General features: G+C 41.6%; 13 protein-coding genes. 8 read left to right on the top strand and 5 right to left on the bottom strand.

The features are described 5' to 3' along the window. Positions 1 to 15 precede the first annotated feature (15 nt). Complete coding sequence (locus I6E83_RS07350; RefSeq protein WP_197100806.1) at positions 16 to 1,890, bottom strand: SurA N-terminal domain-containing protein; 1,875 nt, start codon at positions 1,888 to 1,890, stop codon at positions 16 to 18. A gap of 384 nt (positions 1,891 to 2,274) precedes the next feature. Then, positions 2,275 to 2,547: an HU family DNA-binding protein gene (locus tag I6E83_RS07345; protein WP_045445077.1), complete on the bottom strand. Its 273-nt coding sequence runs from the start codon at positions 2,545 to 2,547 to the stop codon at positions 2,275 to 2,277. Positions 2,548 to 3,065: 518 nt separating this feature from the next. On the opposite strand from I6E83_RS07345, the gene I6E83_RS07340 reads away from it, so the two are divergent. The 8 genes from I6E83_RS07340 to fdx all read left to right on the top strand — a co-directional run bounded on the left by I6E83_RS07340 (position 3,066) and on the right by fdx (position 10,397). Next, on the top strand, positions 3,066 to 3,710 hold the full coding sequence (locus I6E83_RS07340) for a hypothetical protein (protein ID WP_197100804.1): 645 nt from the start codon (positions 3,066 to 3,068) through the stop codon (positions 3,708 to 3,710). A 519-nt stretch (positions 3,711 to 4,229) separates the two neighbouring features. Next, positions 4,230 to 4,739, top strand: coding sequence for an Rrf2 family transcriptional regulator (locus I6E83_RS07335; protein WP_110922417.1), 510 nt, complete (start codon positions 4,230 to 4,232; stop codon positions 4,737 to 4,739). Further along, entirely contained in the window at positions 4,736 to 5,962 is a 1,227-nt protein-coding gene (locus I6E83_RS07330) for an IscS subfamily cysteine desulfurase (protein WP_197100802.1), read from the top strand. Before I6E83_RS07335 ends, I6E83_RS07330 begins: the two co-directional genes overlap by 4 nt. Positions 5,963 to 6,111: 149 nt before the next feature. Continuing rightward, a complete protein-coding gene (gene iscU, locus I6E83_RS07325; RefSeq protein WP_110922415.1) occupies positions 6,112 to 6,522 on the top strand; it encodes a Fe-S cluster assembly scaffold IscU in 411 nt (136 codons plus the stop codon). A gap of 225 nt (positions 6,523 to 6,747) precedes the next feature. Next, the gene (gene iscA / locus I6E83_RS07320; protein ID WP_110922414.1) at positions 6,748 to 7,068 is read left to right on the top strand and encodes an iron-sulfur cluster assembly protein IscA; all 321 of its coding nucleotides are present in this window, start codon (positions 6,748 to 6,750) and stop codon (positions 7,066 to 7,068) included. A 129-nt stretch (positions 7,069 to 7,197) separates the two neighbouring features. After that, positions 7,198 to 7,779: a Fe-S protein assembly co-chaperone HscB gene (gene hscB, locus I6E83_RS07315; protein ID WP_197100801.1), complete on the top strand. Its 582-nt coding sequence runs from the start codon at positions 7,198 to 7,200 to the stop codon at positions 7,777 to 7,779. A 328-nt stretch (positions 7,780 to 8,107) separates the two neighbouring features. Next, positions 8,108 to 9,988 carry a Fe-S protein assembly chaperone HscA gene (gene hscA / locus I6E83_RS07310; protein WP_197100800.1) on the top strand — a complete coding sequence of 627 codons (1,881 nt, stop codon included), beginning with the start codon at positions 8,108 to 8,110 and terminating at the stop codon, positions 9,986 to 9,988. 70 nt (positions 9,989 to 10,058) lie between these two features. Further along, positions 10,059 to 10,397, top strand: a complete 339-nt coding sequence (gene fdx, locus I6E83_RS07305) for an ISC system 2Fe-2S type ferredoxin (protein ID WP_110922411.1) — start codon at positions 10,059 to 10,061, stop codon at positions 10,395 to 10,397. A gap of 106 nt (positions 10,398 to 10,503) precedes the next feature. Here fdx and I6E83_RS07300 read toward each other — a convergent pair whose 3' ends face one another. The 3 genes from I6E83_RS07300 to mfd all read right to left on the bottom strand — a co-directional run bounded on the left by I6E83_RS07300 (position 10,504) and on the right by mfd (position 16,620). Next, positions 10,504 to 11,787 carry an adenylate/guanylate cyclase domain-containing protein gene (locus I6E83_RS07300; RefSeq protein ID WP_227680862.1) on the bottom strand — a complete coding sequence of 428 codons (1,284 nt, stop codon included), beginning with the start codon at positions 11,785 to 11,787 and terminating at the stop codon, positions 10,504 to 10,506. A gap of 473 nt (positions 11,788 to 12,260) precedes the next feature. Continuing rightward, complete coding sequence (locus I6E83_RS07295; RefSeq protein ID WP_110922409.1) at positions 12,261 to 12,695, bottom strand: HIT domain-containing protein; 435 nt, start codon at positions 12,693 to 12,695, stop codon at positions 12,261 to 12,263. 223 nt (positions 12,696 to 12,918) lie between these two features. Continuing rightward, entirely contained in the window at positions 12,919 to 16,620 is a 3,702-nt protein-coding gene (gene mfd / locus I6E83_RS07290; protein WP_197100798.1) for a transcription-repair coupling factor, read from the bottom strand. Between the last annotated feature and the right edge of the window lie 181 nt (positions 16,621 to 16,801).

The following is a 16,801-nucleotide window of genomic DNA, read 5'->3' as shown; positions in this document are numbered from 1 at the left end:
TCAACACCTTTATCTCTAGCGCCCTTGCGCATTTGACATGTTGGCTTCATTAATCTCAACTTTATACACCAAGCGTAGATAATCCAGATAGTCTTGTAACTGATCCTGACCTAAGTTATCACGGATGATGCTAGCCGTTTGCGCTCTTTGTGCATCAGATAATGGCGACTGTGGTTCTGTCTTGATACGATCACCAACCAACAGAGTAGCACCCGTTTCAGTTTCGCTCGCAACAGCAACCACACCGTTATTAGCCGCTTGCTGACTGAAAGCCAATCCACGCTCTTTTTCTGTCAATAGCGTCGTTTGACGATTCACTGCACCCAATGACTGAAGGCTGACTGACTGCTTACTAATATCAGCTGACGTTTTAATACCAGCGATCAACGATTTGGCTTCTTTCAATGCCAACGCTGTGGCTTTCTGTTGACGTAGTATCTGGGTAATTCTTGGGGTAGCAGCAGATAAAGCAAGCGTTTTGGTAGGACGATAATTGCTTGGCTGTACCCATACTGTACCGTTACCCACTTCGATACCAGCAGTCACTGCTTGATCCTGAATGGTAAACTCATCAAATGCTTGTTTGATCACTGCAGGTTGCGACAGTACTGATTTGTTGTTCTCTTTGCGATAATCTTTGAGACGTTTCAATGTTACATTCTCTTGTTGAGCAATGTCTTCAATACTAAAGCCATCTGCTGCCATATCATTGATCGCTGTTACTTTATCAGCATACATTTCCTGACGCTTATACTCTGTTGCCTTGGCGGTTAAGTCATCACGCATGCTCTCCAAAGTCGGTATTTTACTACCATTGTCTTCGGTGACCGTAAATATCTGATAGCCAAAGCTGGTCTTGATAGGTGCGGTGATATCACCAACACTCAACCCCTCTAATGCTTTTTCAACTGCTGTCGCGTCATTGCCGAATACAGAAGGGTTAAAGCGACCGATACTACCACCCGTCTCTCCTGATGGATCATCTGACTCTGATTTAGCCAATGCTACAAATGAGGCCCCTTTGTCTAAACGCGCTTTAACCGTATCTGCTCGCGCCTTAGCATTATCACCTGTCAATAGAATCTGACTAACTTGACGCTCATCGACGATGGCTTGCTCTTGCTTATAAGCTTCATATTGCTGCTGCAGATCTTCTTTTGTAACGTCTATCACCTGAATGGTTTGAGGGCTGAGTTGCAGATAAGCCAAATCTACCATTGCCGCACTTTTTAGCGTTTCTTTATTGGCATCATAGTAGGCTTGTATGTCATTTTTGCTCAATTTCACCTGATCGGTGTAGTCTTGCCAATTAAAGCGATGCAACCAGACGTTGCGCGACTCAAGCTGCAGATCAATCAACTGACTGACCGCTTGCATTGGATACACTGCCGTACCGACGATACTGGCGTTAAGCTGATCCAAGCTTAACTGATTGCGAAATTCAGCAAACAACTGATTCTTTGTCATACCGCGCTGACGCAAAAAGTTCGCAAATTGATCGTTAGAAAAATTGCCATCAGCATCCTGAAATACTTCTTCTTGACGCAATAAACGATTAATTGTGTCATCAGAGACTGTCATACCAAGCCTGCCTGCTTGCTGCTCTAGTAGCGTACGATCAATAAGACCTTTTAGGACTTGCTCGTGTAGCACATCTTCATTTAATAGACTGGCATCCTCAACTTGTTCTAATATTTCAGTACGACGGCTATTGACAGCAGACTGGTATTCGGTCAGCCCTATGCTTGCGTCACCTACCTGAGCAACTTGGTTGGGATCGACTCCACCGCCAAAGTAACTTTCGACACCCAATAGAGCGAGCGGCGATAGGCATAAAATCAATAAAATGCGACCTGGCCAGCTTTTTAAGAAATCGCGCAATTTATCCATAGTTATCTCTGCTGTATTAACCTATATTGATGAAAAACCATTGTAATATTAATATGAATATCAATGCTATCTAAGCAGGCAATGGTAAAAGTAAGCGCGCGTGCATTTTATATAGAAGGACAAGACTGACTAAAGCAGCCTAGTTTCAACAACGCATCTATCGCGCGCCCTATGATACGTGATTTTTGGTGTAGACTCAAAATATTCACGTTGTATGATACAAACTATAGCAATAAAAAAAGCACCCAAATATTAGGTGCTTTTTTATAATTTAGAGTATGGCGTTAAACCATGCTATAAATCATCTACTATTTTACTATTGGTAAACGCTATGTTTATTCGTATATTACGTCATGACACAGCGCTTACTGATAATAGTATGGCTTAGTTCAAGCGCTCTTTTAAGTTTTTACCAGCTTTGAAGCTAGGTACTTTGCTTGCAGGGATGCTAAGCTCTTCACCAGTCTTAGGGTTACGGCCAGTACGCGCTTTGCGGTCTTTTACGCTGAAAGTACCAAAACCAACTAATGAGATGCTATCGCCAGCTTCTAGCGCTTCACCAACACTTTCCATAACAGCATTCAATGCATCACCAGCTTGGGTTTTATTTAGACCACTTTTGTCTGCGATGCTATCAATTAATTCTGACTTATTCATAAAATTTCCTTCAAGTTTAAGGGGGATAATAAACGCTCACGCCAAGCATTGTAACGCTCTCATAGCATTTAAGCAATAAAAACTGCCTGACTGACGTATTAACAGGTCTCGCTTTGTTATCGTCTTTATATCAAGGCAGCATAAGGAGCGCAAGCGATTTTACATATTTTTGTTCACTACACTACGTATTTGACACTCAATGTTACGCAAAGTATCTGCAACGGTTCTATCAAGGCACAATGTTCAACTAATGTGACCTTATCTTAAAGAGACACCTATATGTTATCTTATCGTTTAGCGTTGGTCAGGTCACATTAATGCACCATCAGTCACAAACACTCGTGTCTTTATTGCCTAACAAATTGTAAAGTAATAATTGACCAACTGACAGAAACTAGCGTTACTTTTTATTATAAAGGCGTTACTATAAGCAAAATATTACTGCACATTTTGCGTCGATTTTGACCCTTGATTGTCTTTTGCCTATAATTTGCCAAATAAAAAAACGGATTATTTACATGAAGCGTTCTACGTTGTCTCACTCTTTTTCTAATATCATTCTGGTGTTCATCGAGTCGGCGCTGACATTATTGTTACGTTTAGATCCTGAACTGCGTAGAGCTGCTTATCCACTTGCCAAGCAAGGCACTGTTGTGGCGTTGCGTTTGTATTTGCCGCATGTTGAAATTTTTGCAACTTTTAGTACCAAAGGCGTATTGTTAGATGCTCAGCTACCTATCGACCGTAGCGAACCTGATGTCATCATCAATGCCTACAGCCTTCAGGTTATCAATGCCATTACCACTCACGACAGCGAAACGACTGAAAAGTTACAAATGCGCGGTGAGTCTGTGCAAGTACAATTGGTCAAGCAATTCATCATGCAACTTGGTCTGGGCAGCTTGATTCAAGGCTTGATCAAAAAAATAAAAGGTGGCAAAGGTAAGTCTAAGCCAACTGAAGCTGACCTAGCAGAAAAAAAGGAAAACTATAAGTTACGTATTAAAGAACAACAAACCCAGATAAACACCCTTACTATTAAAAATCGTGAGCTTGAAACCACCGTCAAAGAATTACAGAGCAAGCAAAAGATGCTTGTTATTGTGACGGTCGCTGCTCTTGTCATTATGATTGGTACTATCATTGCGTTGTTGATGAATTAATCTCAACGATACGTCATAATTTAAAACGATGGCTTAATAAAAGCGGCTGATATTCATTACAGGATATCAGCCGCTTTTTTACTTCTTAACCACCTCAATAATTAGTCACTTCAATAATTAGTCACTTCAATAATTAGTCACTTCAAAATAGTACGCAAACAAACTTACAATCTTCTGTTTCTTAGCACGTTCAGAAATTCTAAGCACAATCTCTATAATCACCACCACTAAACGGTTTTATGACTGCTTCTAAATACCATTGTTTTTATCAATCATAGTAATAAGCTAGATTAACCATTCAACCACACTTTAATCTTGACTAAATTACTCGGGATTAAGTATAATTGGTCCAATCGTTGCACACATCGGGTCAATCATCTGTTGTTTAATAACGATAAGACACAACTTAGCTGCCCTATAATTTGTATCTGTGACTTGTATATTTATACAAATTATCGCAAATATCATCTCGCTAAGATCGTTGTTAACTAAAATGACATAACAGTTTGGAGATAACACATGCGTTTGACTACTCGAGGCAGGTATGCCGTTACTGCGTTACTAGATTTGGCACTACAAACCAGCCAACAAGAAAGTGCGGTATCCTTATCTGATATAGCCAAACGGCAATCGATTTCTATCTCTTATCTTGAGCAATTATTCTCCAAACTTCGCAAACGTGGGCTCGTTACTAGTATTCGCGGTGCAGCCGGTGGTTATCATTTGGCTAAACCATTGGATCAGATAGATGTGATGAGCATCATATCTGCCGTCGATGAGTCTGTGAATGCGATGCAGTGTGAAGGACGTGGTGATTGCCAAGGTGGTACAATGTGCTTAACCCATGATTTATGGTGTGCACTGTCAAATCATATCGAACAGTACTTGAATAATATAACATTAGCACAATTATTAGACATGGAAAACGTGCAGTCAGTTTCCGAACGTCAGCATAGCTCTACTAAAGAGATTTCCATAAAAGACATCAATACTATTACTCTATCGAACAGCGAGGCAAACCCAGCATGAGCCAACATAACAACCTTATATACTTAGATTATGCCGCCACTACTCCAGTAGCTAAATCAGTAGCTGCTAAGATGAGCGAGTATCTGACGGTAGATGGCGTCTTTGGCAACCCAGCCTCGCGCTCACACGGTTACGGCTGGCAAGCAGAAGAAGCAGTAGAGACAGCGCGTCAACAAGTGGCTGAAGTCATTAACGCTGATCCACGCGAAATCGTCTTTACCTCTGGTGCTACTGAGTCTGACAACCTAGCTATTAAAGGTGCTGCACATTTTTACCAGTCTCGTGGTAAGCACATTATTACCAGTAAAATTGAACACAAAGCGGTACTAGATACCTGCCGTGAGCTTGAGCAAGAAGGGTTTGAGATCACTTACCTTGAGCCACAACCAAGCACTGGATTAATCTTACCAGAACAAGTTAAAGAAGCGCTACGTGAGGATACAATCCTAGTATCACTCATGATGGTGAACAATGAGCTTGGTACGCTTACTGATGTGACAGCGATTGGTGAAATCACTCGCGAAGCTGGTGTGGTTTTCCATGTTGATGGTGCTCAATCAGTTGGTAAAGTATTGATTGATCTTGCAGAGATGAAAATCGACTTAATGAGCTTCTCAGGTCATAAAGCCTACGGTCCTAAAGGTATCGGTGCTTTGTTTGTTAGCCGCAAGCCGCGTATTCGTCTAAAAGCTGAGCAACATGGCGGTGGTCATGAGCGTGGCATGCGTTCAGGTACCTTACCTACGCATCAAATCGTTGGCCTTGGCGCAGCATTTGCCCTAGCCAATGACAGCTATAAAGAAGACAATGCCCATGCAGCAAAACTACGCCAAAAGCTGTGGGATGGTCTACAAGATATTGAAGAGATTTACCTAAACGGCGACTTAGAGCATAGCGTTCCTAACATTGTGAACATCAGCTTTAACTTCGTTGAAGGTGAATCATTAATGATGTCACTTAAAGACTTGGCTGTTTCATCAGGCTCAGCCTGTACGTCAGCGACGCTTGAGCCATCATATGTATTACGTGCTATTGGCCGTCCAGATGAATTGGCACATAGCTCTATTCGCTTTAGCTTTGGTCGTTATACGACTGAAGAAGATATCGATACCGTTATCAAGCAAATGCATGAAGCCGTTGACAAATTACGTGCCCTATCACCACTTTGGGATATGTACCAAGATGGCGTTGATTTAGATTCAGTCGAATGGGCTGAGCACTAAAATTACCAAAAACGAAGATATGGCTATCGAACATAGCCATTAACCGATTGATCAGACAATTACGATTAAGTGTTTGACCCCAATTATCAATGAGTAGAAGCGTTCAAACCAATCAGCTACTACTCATTATCTAACTAGGAGAAAACCCCATGGCCTATAGCGACCAAGTTATTGATCATTACGAAAACCCACGCAACGTTGGTAACCTTGACAAAAACGCCAAAAATGTTGGTACCGGTATGGTCGGTGCTCCAGCATGTGGCGATGTGATGCGTCTACAAATCCAAGTCGATGATAACGGTATTATCGAAGATGCACGCTTTAAAACTTATGGCTGCGGTTCAGCTATTGCTTCAAGCTCACTCGTTACTGAGTGGCTAAAAGGCAAAAGCCTAGACCAAGCTGGCGAAATCAAGAACAGTCACATTGCTGAAGAATTGGCATTACCACCAGTAAAAGTGCATTGCTCTGTACTTGCAGAAGATGCTATTAAAGCCGCTATTAGCGACTATAAAGGTAAGCATGGCGTAGCAGCAGCAACTGAAGAAGCTGTTATCTAAGGCTAAACCTACTAGCCTATGTGCTGTGTGGTATTAGCAGCGCTATAGTAGCAACACGTTAAACAGCTGCTGATGCTAAAAAGGTGACAATGACACTTATGTAATTGTCACCTTTTATTTTCTAAGAGCCGCTAGCATATTATCTTGGCAATCTCGTAATTTCAGTTGCCAGTCTATACAGATTTTTTTATTGATACTTATAATTAATAGTCAATGGGAGTTGGCATGATTGAAATGACAGAACGCGCCGCTCAGCATGTTCGAGACTTTTTGGACAATCGCGGCAAAGGTGAAGGCATTCGAGTCGGTATCCGCACAGCGGGTTGCTCAGGTCTAGCTTATGTTTTAGAGTTTGTAGATACACCTGACGAAAATGACACACGTTATGAAAGCCGAGACGTTAGCATCTTTATTGATCCTAAAAGCTTGGTATATTTAGATGGTTTGTTGATGGATTATGAAAAAGAAGGTCTCAACGAAGGCTTTAAGTTCAGTAACCCTAATCAAAAAGGCGAATGTGGTTGCGGTGAGTCATTTACAGTTTAATGATTTAAACCTTCCAACCTTTACGCTCGAAAAACGTTAAACAGTCTACGCTACAATACGGATTGTAGACTCAGTAATAGAGTATCAACAGACAGACATTTCAAACAAATAAAAAGCAAGGCGTATGATATGACAGACATCACACCAGAAGCACAGTTTGATAACTTCTTTGCTTTATTTGAGCAACCAGTACAATTTGAAGTCAATCAAGACAGTCTCGATCAACATCTACGTCTGCTACAAAAACGTTATCACCCTGATAATGTCGCTAAAAACCAGACTGACATTGCTCAAGCACAACTACAGTCTGAAAAATATTCAGCACTGATCAATCAAGCTTATCAAACGCTTAGCTCGCCTGATAGCCGTGCTAGTTATCTATTAGATATAGCAGATCAAGCTCAAAATCTAGAGCACTCAATCGCAGACTTGGACTTCTTGGAAGATGCGATGGAAATGCGAATGGATTTGGATGACGCTATTGAAGGCAAAGATCTTCTAGCCTTGCAGCAGTTACATCCTCAAATCACAGAGCGTCTCGCAAAACAATCTGAGCGCTTTAGCCATGCTTATGACAGCCAAGATTGGCAAACGGCGATTGATGCGACACAGAAATTGAAATTTTTAGTCAAGTTAAATGCAGATGTCACGACTGGTCTTGATGACGTTGCAGCTGCGGCGCATTCAGATGACGATGATTTATACGTTTAGATAGCTGTGAACAATTCATTTTATCCAAAGACTAGGTTTTAGATATTTAGTTAAAAAATATTTGGTTAAAATAGTATCGACTATACCGTATAATCGTTTATCCCAAAATTTATTGGCCGTTGTACGACTCTATTTGTATGGTAGAGAACATAGTCGAGACAGTCTAGAATTGATACAAGGCAACCGAGCATATATAGCAGTATTAGTTAACACGCTAGGTTCGCGCCGTATTACTTGATAAATATTTTGACTATAATTATCAGACTGTCGTAATGCCTATGTTGCACTTACCCCATTTCACTTATTCATTTTATCTTTGAGTTATTTTATGTCTTTAATGCAAATTGCCGAACCCAATCAAAGTGCCCAACCTCACCAGCATCGTTTTGGTTTAGGAATCGATCTTGGCACCACACGCTCGTTGGTCGCTGTGGTACGTTCAGGCAAGGCGCAAGTATTAGAAGCAAATACCAGCACTGATACCTTGTTACCGTCTGTTGTTTATTATCCAAGCACTGGCAAGCCATTGGTTGGTTATGATGCCCTAGCCCACTTAGCGGATGATCCAAAAAATACGATCGTCTCGGCTAAGCGTTTTATGGGTCGTAGCCAAGCGGATATCAAATTTTCTCATCCTTACGAATTGAGTGGCAATAAAGATGACATGCCGGCTTTTGTCACCGCCCAGGGTGAAGTATCTCCTGTTGAGGTTTCTGCCCGTATACTAGCGGCGCTTGAGCAACGTGCAGCAAGCGCACTGCCTGAAGATAGTATCGAAGGTGCTGTCATTACCGTACCTGCTTATTTTGATGAAGCGCAGCGTCAAGCGACTAAAGATGCGGCTCAAGCAGCTGGCATCAAGGTATTACGTTTACTCAACGAGCCAACTGCTGCTGCTGTCGCTTATGGTCTCGATCAAGCCACAGAAGCTAGCGAAAAAGAAAGCTACTATCTAATTTACGATTTGGGTGGCGGTACGTTTGATGTCTCTATCTTAAAGCTGACTGACGGCGTCTTTGAAGTACTAGCCACTGGTGGCAACAGTGCACTAGGTGGTGACGATATAGATCGCCTCATCACCAATTGGCTTATCAAACAATTGAATATCGATCCAAAAGATGTCAGTCTTCATGACAAATCAATACTTGCGCAACAAGCCAAAGCTTATAAGCAGGCACTGACTGATAGTGAACAAGTCGATATCGACATTGTCGTCAATACTCAGTCTTATCAAGGTGTATTGAGCCGTACAGATATCCTGACGATCGTAGAACCTGTTAGCCGCCGTACTTTAAGTGTCTGCGATCAAGTACTACGTGATGCCAAACTCTCTAGTACTGATTTGGACGAAGTTATCTTGGTTGGTGGTTCAACCCGTATGCCTGCTATTCAGCAAGTCGTGACTGAGTTCTTTGCCAAACAGCCGCTGTGCCGCCTCAACCCAGATGAAGTAGTCGCTTTAGGCGCGGCGCAGACAGCGCATCAACTGGTCAACGGTGATAGTGACAACAACTTATTATTGCTAGATGTGACGCCGCTATCACTTGGTCTTGAGACTATGGGTGGCCTAGTCGAAGTGCTCATACCACGTAACACGCCTATCCCTGTTAAAAAACGTCAAGTATTTACAACTTATCAAGACGGTCAGACAGGCATGGTAATCCATGTTGTACAGGGTGAACGTGAAACTGTCGATAACTGCCGCTCACTTGGACGCTTTGAATTGTATGGCATTCCTTCTATGAAGGCTGGGTTTGCCCGTATTGAGGTTACCTTTAGTATTGATGCCAATGGTCAGCTAACGGTCAGCGCGCAAGAGACCACAACCAAAACAGAAAGTAAGATTGAAATTGTGCCTTCTTATGGGTTATCAGACGAACAAAAAGAGCAGTTACTGATTGCAGGATTTAAGCATGCAGAAGAAGACAAAAATGCACGCTCTTTAATCGAAACCAAAGTAGAGGCTGAACGTGAAATATTAGCACTACAATCGGCACTTAATGAGTTTGCAGCTTTGCTATCTTCTGAAGAGCAGCAATCACTGGCTGATCAAATACAACTAATGCAAGAAGTACTGAGCACTAATGACTTAGCACTTATTGAAGCACAACAATCACAACTCAAGCCCCATAGTGATGCTTTTGCTGCCCGTATTATGAATCAGAGCGTCAAAACCAGTATGGCTGGTACGAGCGCCCAAGATTGGTAGCATATTTGCTGAATAGCATCTCCATTATATTTTTATTTCTTTAAATTGATTAGCATCGGAAAGACGATTTATGCCAAAGATTACTGTATTACCCCACCACGAGATTTGTCCTGAAGGCGCTGAAGTCGAGCTAGAGGCCGGTAGTAACTTATGCAAAGCACTAGTAGAGAAAGGCATTAAAATTGAGCACGCTTGTGAGATGTCAAAAGCATGTACAACTTGCCATGTAGTCGTACGTAAAGGCTTTAATGGTCTGGAAGAGATGGATGATATCGAAGCTGACTTGCTAGATCGTGCTTGGGGGTTAGAGCCTGATTCACGTCTATCCTGCCAAGTAATAGTTGAGGACGAAGACTTAACCATCGAAGTGCCTAAATATACCCTAAATCATGCCAAAGAAAATCATTAGGCACTTGTAGAAAGCTCTTTTTTATTTTCATATGAAAAGCCAACGATCATTATGATCGTTGGCTTTTTTACATATATATTCAAAGACTATTATTTGTCAATGCAGCTTACTTATTACCTATATCATTGCGTTTATTTTCTGCATTAATATCATTTTCATTTTTTTCGTTTTCTTGCTCAATACGTCCAAGCGCAAAATTTAACCGAGCTTTAACATCTTGATAGTCGTTATGATTCATGTCTTTAAAATTTAAATGCAAATTAAATCCAGGTAATGTGTAATCAACCCATTTTGATAAATAAGCTTTATTAATATCAGGATCAAAGACTCGCCATGCTTGTACTTTCTTATCAAATCCTTTTAGATGAAATGCACCAGCATGCTGACACTCATAATTATGACAGACATAGTCATAAGTACTTTCACTGATTAATATCTCATCTTTACCAGCACTAGACTCTAGTCTCGCTGCCAAATTGGCTTCTTTACCAATCAATGTATAACTAAGACGATTGTTACTACCGAAATTGCCCACATGGCAATAGCCTGTCGTAATACCAATACGTATATATAGCCCCTCAAATCCCATAAGGCGCCATTTCTGTCTCAAGGTACGCATTTCACGCCGCATGTCTATTGCCATCTCAAGACAGCTCAAAGCATCTTGACGCGTACCTTGACTGTTTGGCTCACCGAAAAAGCATATCATGCCATCGCCAACAAACTTATCAAGCACCGCACCGTGTTTGTTGGCAATTAACGTCATGCTATGCATATAGGTGTTCAAAATATCAGCCAAATTATCCGAGCTAAGGCTATCAGACAACTCAGTAAAACCAATAATATCTGAGAACATAATAGTCAGCTTGGCACGTTTGTTAGAAACGTTCACTGGGATATCTGCTCTTACGATCGGCTCCCAAACTTGCAATGGGACAAAACGTGTTAGTTTATTGATAACAGAAACCGCACTATTCAATCGCCCAACCGCATGATGAGAGTGAGCTTCATAACGGACATACTTCCTATAAAAACACCCAAATCGACATAAAACAACGATCATACTGGCTAATAATATAAGAGGTGTTATCCAATCGTCATAACCTTCTAATGCGGGAATATTTAAAATAATACTGACATAATAAAAAATAATAACCGTTATTACGGATACAATGATCAATTTTATACGATTTTCAGGGCTACTAACAATAATCCTAAGACCTATTAATGCCGCTAGACTGAGCGAAATAATCATATGTAACTGTATCGATCCAATCACCATAGACAGTAAAATAATGACAATATTGGAGGTCCAAAAGCTGGCTTGGCGACCATAATTATAAATTAGAATTAGCACACTTGGCAGGCCAACAATGACAAGGAGCGCCATTGCAGTGGGTCTAAAATCAAAATGTAAAGCGAGGAGTATAACGGTGAGTATTAATACGAAAACTTCTGGGTAGTCGACCTTATCGTATACTTCCTCTTTTGTCAGAAGCTCTGGTCTCAATCTGTCTAAATTAGTCATATGAGCATTCGCTTAAACAAAATAGGCTGTAGGAGAAACCAAGAGACATGAGTATAAGTGTATTACCTATTTTTATGACTAATTGGACATAAGTACGGTCTGATACTACATTATACTTCTTAAAAGTTATAAATCCCATGCCACTCATAACCAAAAGAACACCACTTATCATTTAACTTGTCTTAATATCCAATTAAATTAAAATAACGATCTTTATTAGTGAAGTTAAAAAACAAAAAATCCAGATAATAAATATCTGGATTTTTTTTAACTGCTGCAAAATAGACTTTAAATAACTTAGTATATTTTTATTAATGTAATTATGGATTAAGATTTTATTTCATTTGCCAATCAAAAGGCATTTGATGATGTCCACGTAACGCCATCATCAGAGTCTGCTGCATTTGTGCCAATACTTCTTTGGTATAAGGAACGGCTGGAACACCCCATACTGGGTTTGGCCACTGCATATCGTTTTGATAACGTACGATATGATGAAAGTGCAACTGTGGTACTTGATTACCCAATGCGGCTACGTTCATTTTATCTGCTTGGAAAGTCTTGGCCAGTTGGCTTGATAACCAGCTCGACTCACGTAAAAACTGTACTTGGTCTGTTTCAGATAACTCATATAGCTCTTTGATACCTGATACACGTGGCACCAATATTAACCAAGGAAACTGGCAATCATTGATTAAACGGCAAGTCGATAGCGGAAAATCACCCACTAAAAAGCTATCGGCAGCAAGTTTATGATGAAGTTGGAACATAATGACGGTTCTCTTGTTATGGATCTCAAATAAAAGAAATCAAAAGTATAGAAAGCTAAAATATGAGTAAATAAAATATGGTCTCATTATTTTATCAGTTATCTATCCGATAAAATAGCGCCATGACTCATTGCCTTGGCGTTTTATCTTTAAACTATCTGCGTGAACGACTTGGCTAATCTTCTCATTCACCTGTATAGCAAATAGCCATTACAGAATGAAGCTAAGCAGGCTCTGATACCATATGCTCGCTAAAATAGCGCAACAGCTCTTGAATGACCGTAACACGCTGTTGAGGCGTCTCAAGTTTATCAGCATTTTGGTAACGGATGCCAGACGCGCCATTCATACGATAGCGCTGCCCATCTGTTTGAATCAGTTTAATAATTGCTAATGCATCGACAGGTGTGTCAGGTGCAAACTCTAGCGTCATACTACTACCATTGGCATCGATTTTGTTAATCTTCAATGGTTCTGCTTGTAAACGTAACCCATGAATGGCAAAGAGCTGCTTAGTTTGATCCGGCAATATACCAAAACGGTCAATCATTTCAGTCCGAATATCCGTTAGCGCTTCTTTATCATCGGCATTACTAATGCGTTTATAAAACAATAAGCGCTGATGTACATCATGCAAGTACTCTTCTGGTATCAATGCTGAGCTGTGTAGATTTATTTCACTGGTCAGTGACAGCGGTGTACTTAAATCAGGCTGTTTACCTGCTTTAATCGCTTTCGTCGCGCGTTCTAGCATATCCATATATAAGCTAAAGCCAATTACCTGCATATTACCACTTTGCTGCTTACCCAGTATCTCACCTGCTCCGCGAATCTCTAAATCCTCACTGGCCAGCATAAAACCTGCGCCCAGTGTGTTGGCACGTTCAATAGCATGCAGGCGGCGTTTCGCATCGCCTTTTAGACCTTTAATAGACGGTACAAGCAAATAACAGTACGCCTGATGATGGCTACGACCAACGCGGCCACGTAGCTGATGCAATTGGGCTAGACCAAATTTATCAGCACGCTCAATGATAATAGTATTGGCATTAGGCACATCAATACCAGTTTCAATAATAGTCGAGCATACTAGCACATTGAATTTTTTGTGATAGTACTGCTGCATCACTTGTTCAAGCTGACGCTCTTGCATCTGTCCATGAGCCACGCCTACTCGTGCCTCTGGAACCAGCTCACGTATGGTCTCTGCCATGCGCTCAATACTAGCCACATCATTGTGCAGCAGATACACCTGACCACCGCGCAATAGTTCACGCAAAATAGCTTCTTTCATTAATGCTTCTGTCTTTTGCATGACAAAGGTTTTAATCGCCAAGCGTCGTGCAGGTGGGGTAGCAATGATTGACATATCACGCATACCTGAGAGCGCCATATTGAGCGTTCTAGGGATAGGCGTCGCTGTCATAGACATACTGTCTACATCAGTCTGAATGGCCTTAATACGCTCTTTGTGACGCACACCAAAGCGATGCTCTTCATCGACAATCATCAATCCCAGATTAGAAAATTTGACATCAGGTTGTAGTAACTTATGCGTACCAATAACGATATCGACCTTGCCAGCGGTCAAATCCGCTAATACCGTGTCTTGATGCTTTTTGCCACCGAAGCGCGATAGCGTTTCGATACGTACTGGCCAATCAGCAAATCGATCACGGAAGTTGTCTTCATGTTGACCTGCCAATAACGTTGTAGGTACTAGTACCGCCACTTGGTAGCCCGCGCTAACGGCAATAAAAGCCGCACGCATGGCGACCTCTGTTTTTCCAAAACCAACATCCCCGCAGATAAGACGATCCATCGGCTGATTTTGCTTCATGTCTTCCATCACTGCATGGATGGCATTGGCTTGGTCAGGCGTTTCTTCAAACGTAAATTGACTGGCAAACAAATCATATTGTGACGAGTCTATTTTAAAATGAATACCTACTTTAGCTTCGCGCCGTGCCTGCATATTTAATAGCTCAGCCGCGACGTCATGGATTTGCTCCAACGCTTTTTGTTTAGCCTTATCCCACTTACCACTACCGATTTTGTGCAGTGGCGCAAGTGCGGGATCACCGCCACTATAGCGATTAATCATTTGTAAATTGGCGACTGGAACATAAATACTGGCGTCACCATCATATTTCAGGTGGATAAACTCTTGCTCACCGTCACCCACGTCTAACGTAATCAAGCCGTTATAACGCCCGACACCGTGCTCAATATGGACAACAGGGCTACCTTGAGTTATTTCGGTAACACTTTTGACCAAAAACTCCTCTGACACACCGCTCTGACGGTGACGGCGCGTTTGCAGTACTTGCCGACCAAATAATTGCGTCTCACTAATCAGCACCAAACGCTCAGGCACATAAACACCGCGCTCAATAGGCGCAACGGTTAGACCAACCTGTGGTAATTTATTTTGGCCAATCCCACTCGTTTTATCGGCTACTAGAAACGCTTCAAAGCTATCATAGGCTTTGATATCAACTTTGCCTTTAAACAACTCAATGAGAATCTCACGACGACCAGCTGTTTCAGCAACGATTAATACAGGTGTGGACGTTTTTTCTTGTATCTCTAGGAACTCTAATAGCTCAGCAAGAGGTTCAGATTTTTGATGATTTACCGCCAGCTGCGGTGGTGACTGGGCACTTAATCTCACGAGTCCCTGTGGTTTGTTTGATGCAGGCTCTAATAATGAATCCTCATTATCCACATCAGCAACATCTGTCATCAATGCTAGCTCATCGCGCGCGCTTAGAATAACGCGTGGATAATCGTTGAGATGTTCATTAAGCTTATTAGACAATAGATACAGTAGCTCAGGGGCGACGATAGGCTTATCAATATCATGACGGCGCTCTTCATAGCGGCGCTGAATTTGTGACCAATAATCTGCCTGTTTTTCGTTAATCAATTCATCAGTGATAAATAACGCATTACTTGGCAAGTAGGCAAATAAACTACTCTCTGCTTCCCAGTCTTTTAAATCAAAAAACAATGGCTGATAATATTCAAGTCCACTGCTGGCAATACCCGCCATTACGTCTTTATGCAGTTCAAACTTACGGCTACTCGTATTAGGAAATATCGTAGCAAAGTTTGTACGGAAGGTCTCACGCCCTTCGTCAAGTGGAAATTCTTTTGCTGGTAGGATTTGAAACTGCTGAATAGGTTTTGAGATATCTGGCAGTTTGTGCAGTAGCGACAACGACTCTTTGCCCATACTACTGTCATTACCACTCATCATTGACTTAAGGTCATCGACCGTCAGAGTGCGCTGAGTCTGTGGATTGAAGAAGCGAATGGTTTCAATCTCATCATCAAACAAATCGAGACGCAGCGGAAACGGCTGACCCATCGCAAAAATATCAATAATACTGCCACGTACGGCAAACTCACCCGGTTCAAAGACGTTTTCAACGGCGCGGTAACCTGCTTTCGCTAGCAGTCCGCGTTGGGTATTGATATCAAATTGATCACCCACACTCAAATCAAAATGCTGCCCAATCAGCCAGCTTGGCGGTGCTACTCGGTGCATCAGCGCCTGTACAGAAATCAGCAGGACTCCCGATGTCGGCATATCCGTTAACAGATTGATACGCTCGCTCACAATATCTTGATGCGGTGACAGTTCGTCATAAGTCAACGTTTCCCAATCAGGGAACACGTAGGCATCCACGCCACAAAATGCCAACTCTGTCTCTATTTGATTGAGCTGATTTTGGTCACGAGTCACAACAACCTTGAGACGATCAGCCACATCCCATATCGATCCCTGTACCAAGCTTGCTAACCACAAACTGCTGACAGCACCATGCACAGGTGCTAGCCAACGCCGCTGAGCATTCTGGATAGGGAATAGCTGCTGGTTAATAGGGTCAAACGCGTCAGTCAAAGCAGTGATAGGCATATAGAATAGGATCAAAGTTAAGAGTCAGATAGCTATTATACGAATATTTCATCAATTACCAAAACTTATGCCGTAACGGTTTGTCACTTAAAATTTTACTAATTAGTAAATGATCAATTAAGACCTTAAAAATACTCATTACCACATAAAATCGTCGTGAAATGAAAAAACCTCAACTTAC

The organism is Psychrobacter sp. SZ93C1 (genome assembly GCF_015864635.1).
Classification (GTDB): domain Bacteria; phylum Pseudomonadota; class Gammaproteobacteria; order Pseudomonadales; family Moraxellaceae; genus Psychrobacter; species Psychrobacter fozii.
The sequence above is the reverse complement of the archived record's forward strand: the minus strand, read 5'-3'. Positions and strand labels throughout refer to the sequence as shown.

Excerpts from the sequence above, each read along its gene's own strand:
- I6E83_RS07350 (WP_197100806.1), bottom strand. The coding sequence starts at position 1,890 with ATGGATAAATTGCGCGATTTCTTAAAAAGCTGGCCAGGTCGCATTTTA.
- I6E83_RS07345 (WP_045445077.1), bottom strand. The coding sequence starts at position 2,547 with ATGAATAAGTCAGAATTAATTGATAGCATCGCAGACAAAAGTGGTCTA.
- I6E83_RS07340 (WP_197100804.1), top strand. The coding sequence starts at position 3,066 with ATGAAGCGTTCTACGTTGTCTCACTCTTTTTCTAATATCATTCTGGTG.
- I6E83_RS07335 (WP_110922417.1), top strand. The coding sequence starts at position 4,230 with ATGCGTTTGACTACTCGAGGCAGGTATGCCGTTACTGCGTTACTAGAT.
- I6E83_RS07330 (WP_197100802.1), top strand. The coding sequence starts at position 4,736 with ATGAGCCAACATAACAACCTTATATACTTAGATTATGCCGCCACTACT.
- iscU (WP_110922415.1), top strand. The coding sequence starts at position 6,112 with ATGGCCTATAGCGACCAAGTTATTGATCATTACGAAAACCCACGCAAC.
- iscA (WP_110922414.1), top strand. The coding sequence starts at position 6,748 with ATGATTGAAATGACAGAACGCGCCGCTCAGCATGTTCGAGACTTTTTG.
- hscB (WP_197100801.1), top strand. The coding sequence starts at position 7,198 with ATGACAGACATCACACCAGAAGCACAGTTTGATAACTTCTTTGCTTTA.
- hscA (WP_197100800.1), top strand. The coding sequence starts at position 8,108 with ATGTCTTTAATGCAAATTGCCGAACCCAATCAAAGTGCCCAACCTCAC.
- fdx (WP_110922411.1), top strand. The coding sequence starts at position 10,059 with ATGCCAAAGATTACTGTATTACCCCACCACGAGATTTGTCCTGAAGGC.
- I6E83_RS07300 (WP_227680862.1), bottom strand. The coding sequence starts at position 11,787 with ATGGCGCTCCTTGTCATTGTTGGCCTGCCAAGTGTGCTAATTCTAATT.
- I6E83_RS07295 (WP_110922409.1), bottom strand. The coding sequence starts at position 12,695 with ATGTTCCAACTTCATCATAAACTTGCTGCCGATAGCTTTTTAGTGGGT.
- mfd (WP_197100798.1), bottom strand. The coding sequence starts at position 16,620 with ATGCCTATCACTGCTTTGACTGACGCGTTTGACCCTATTAACCAGCAG.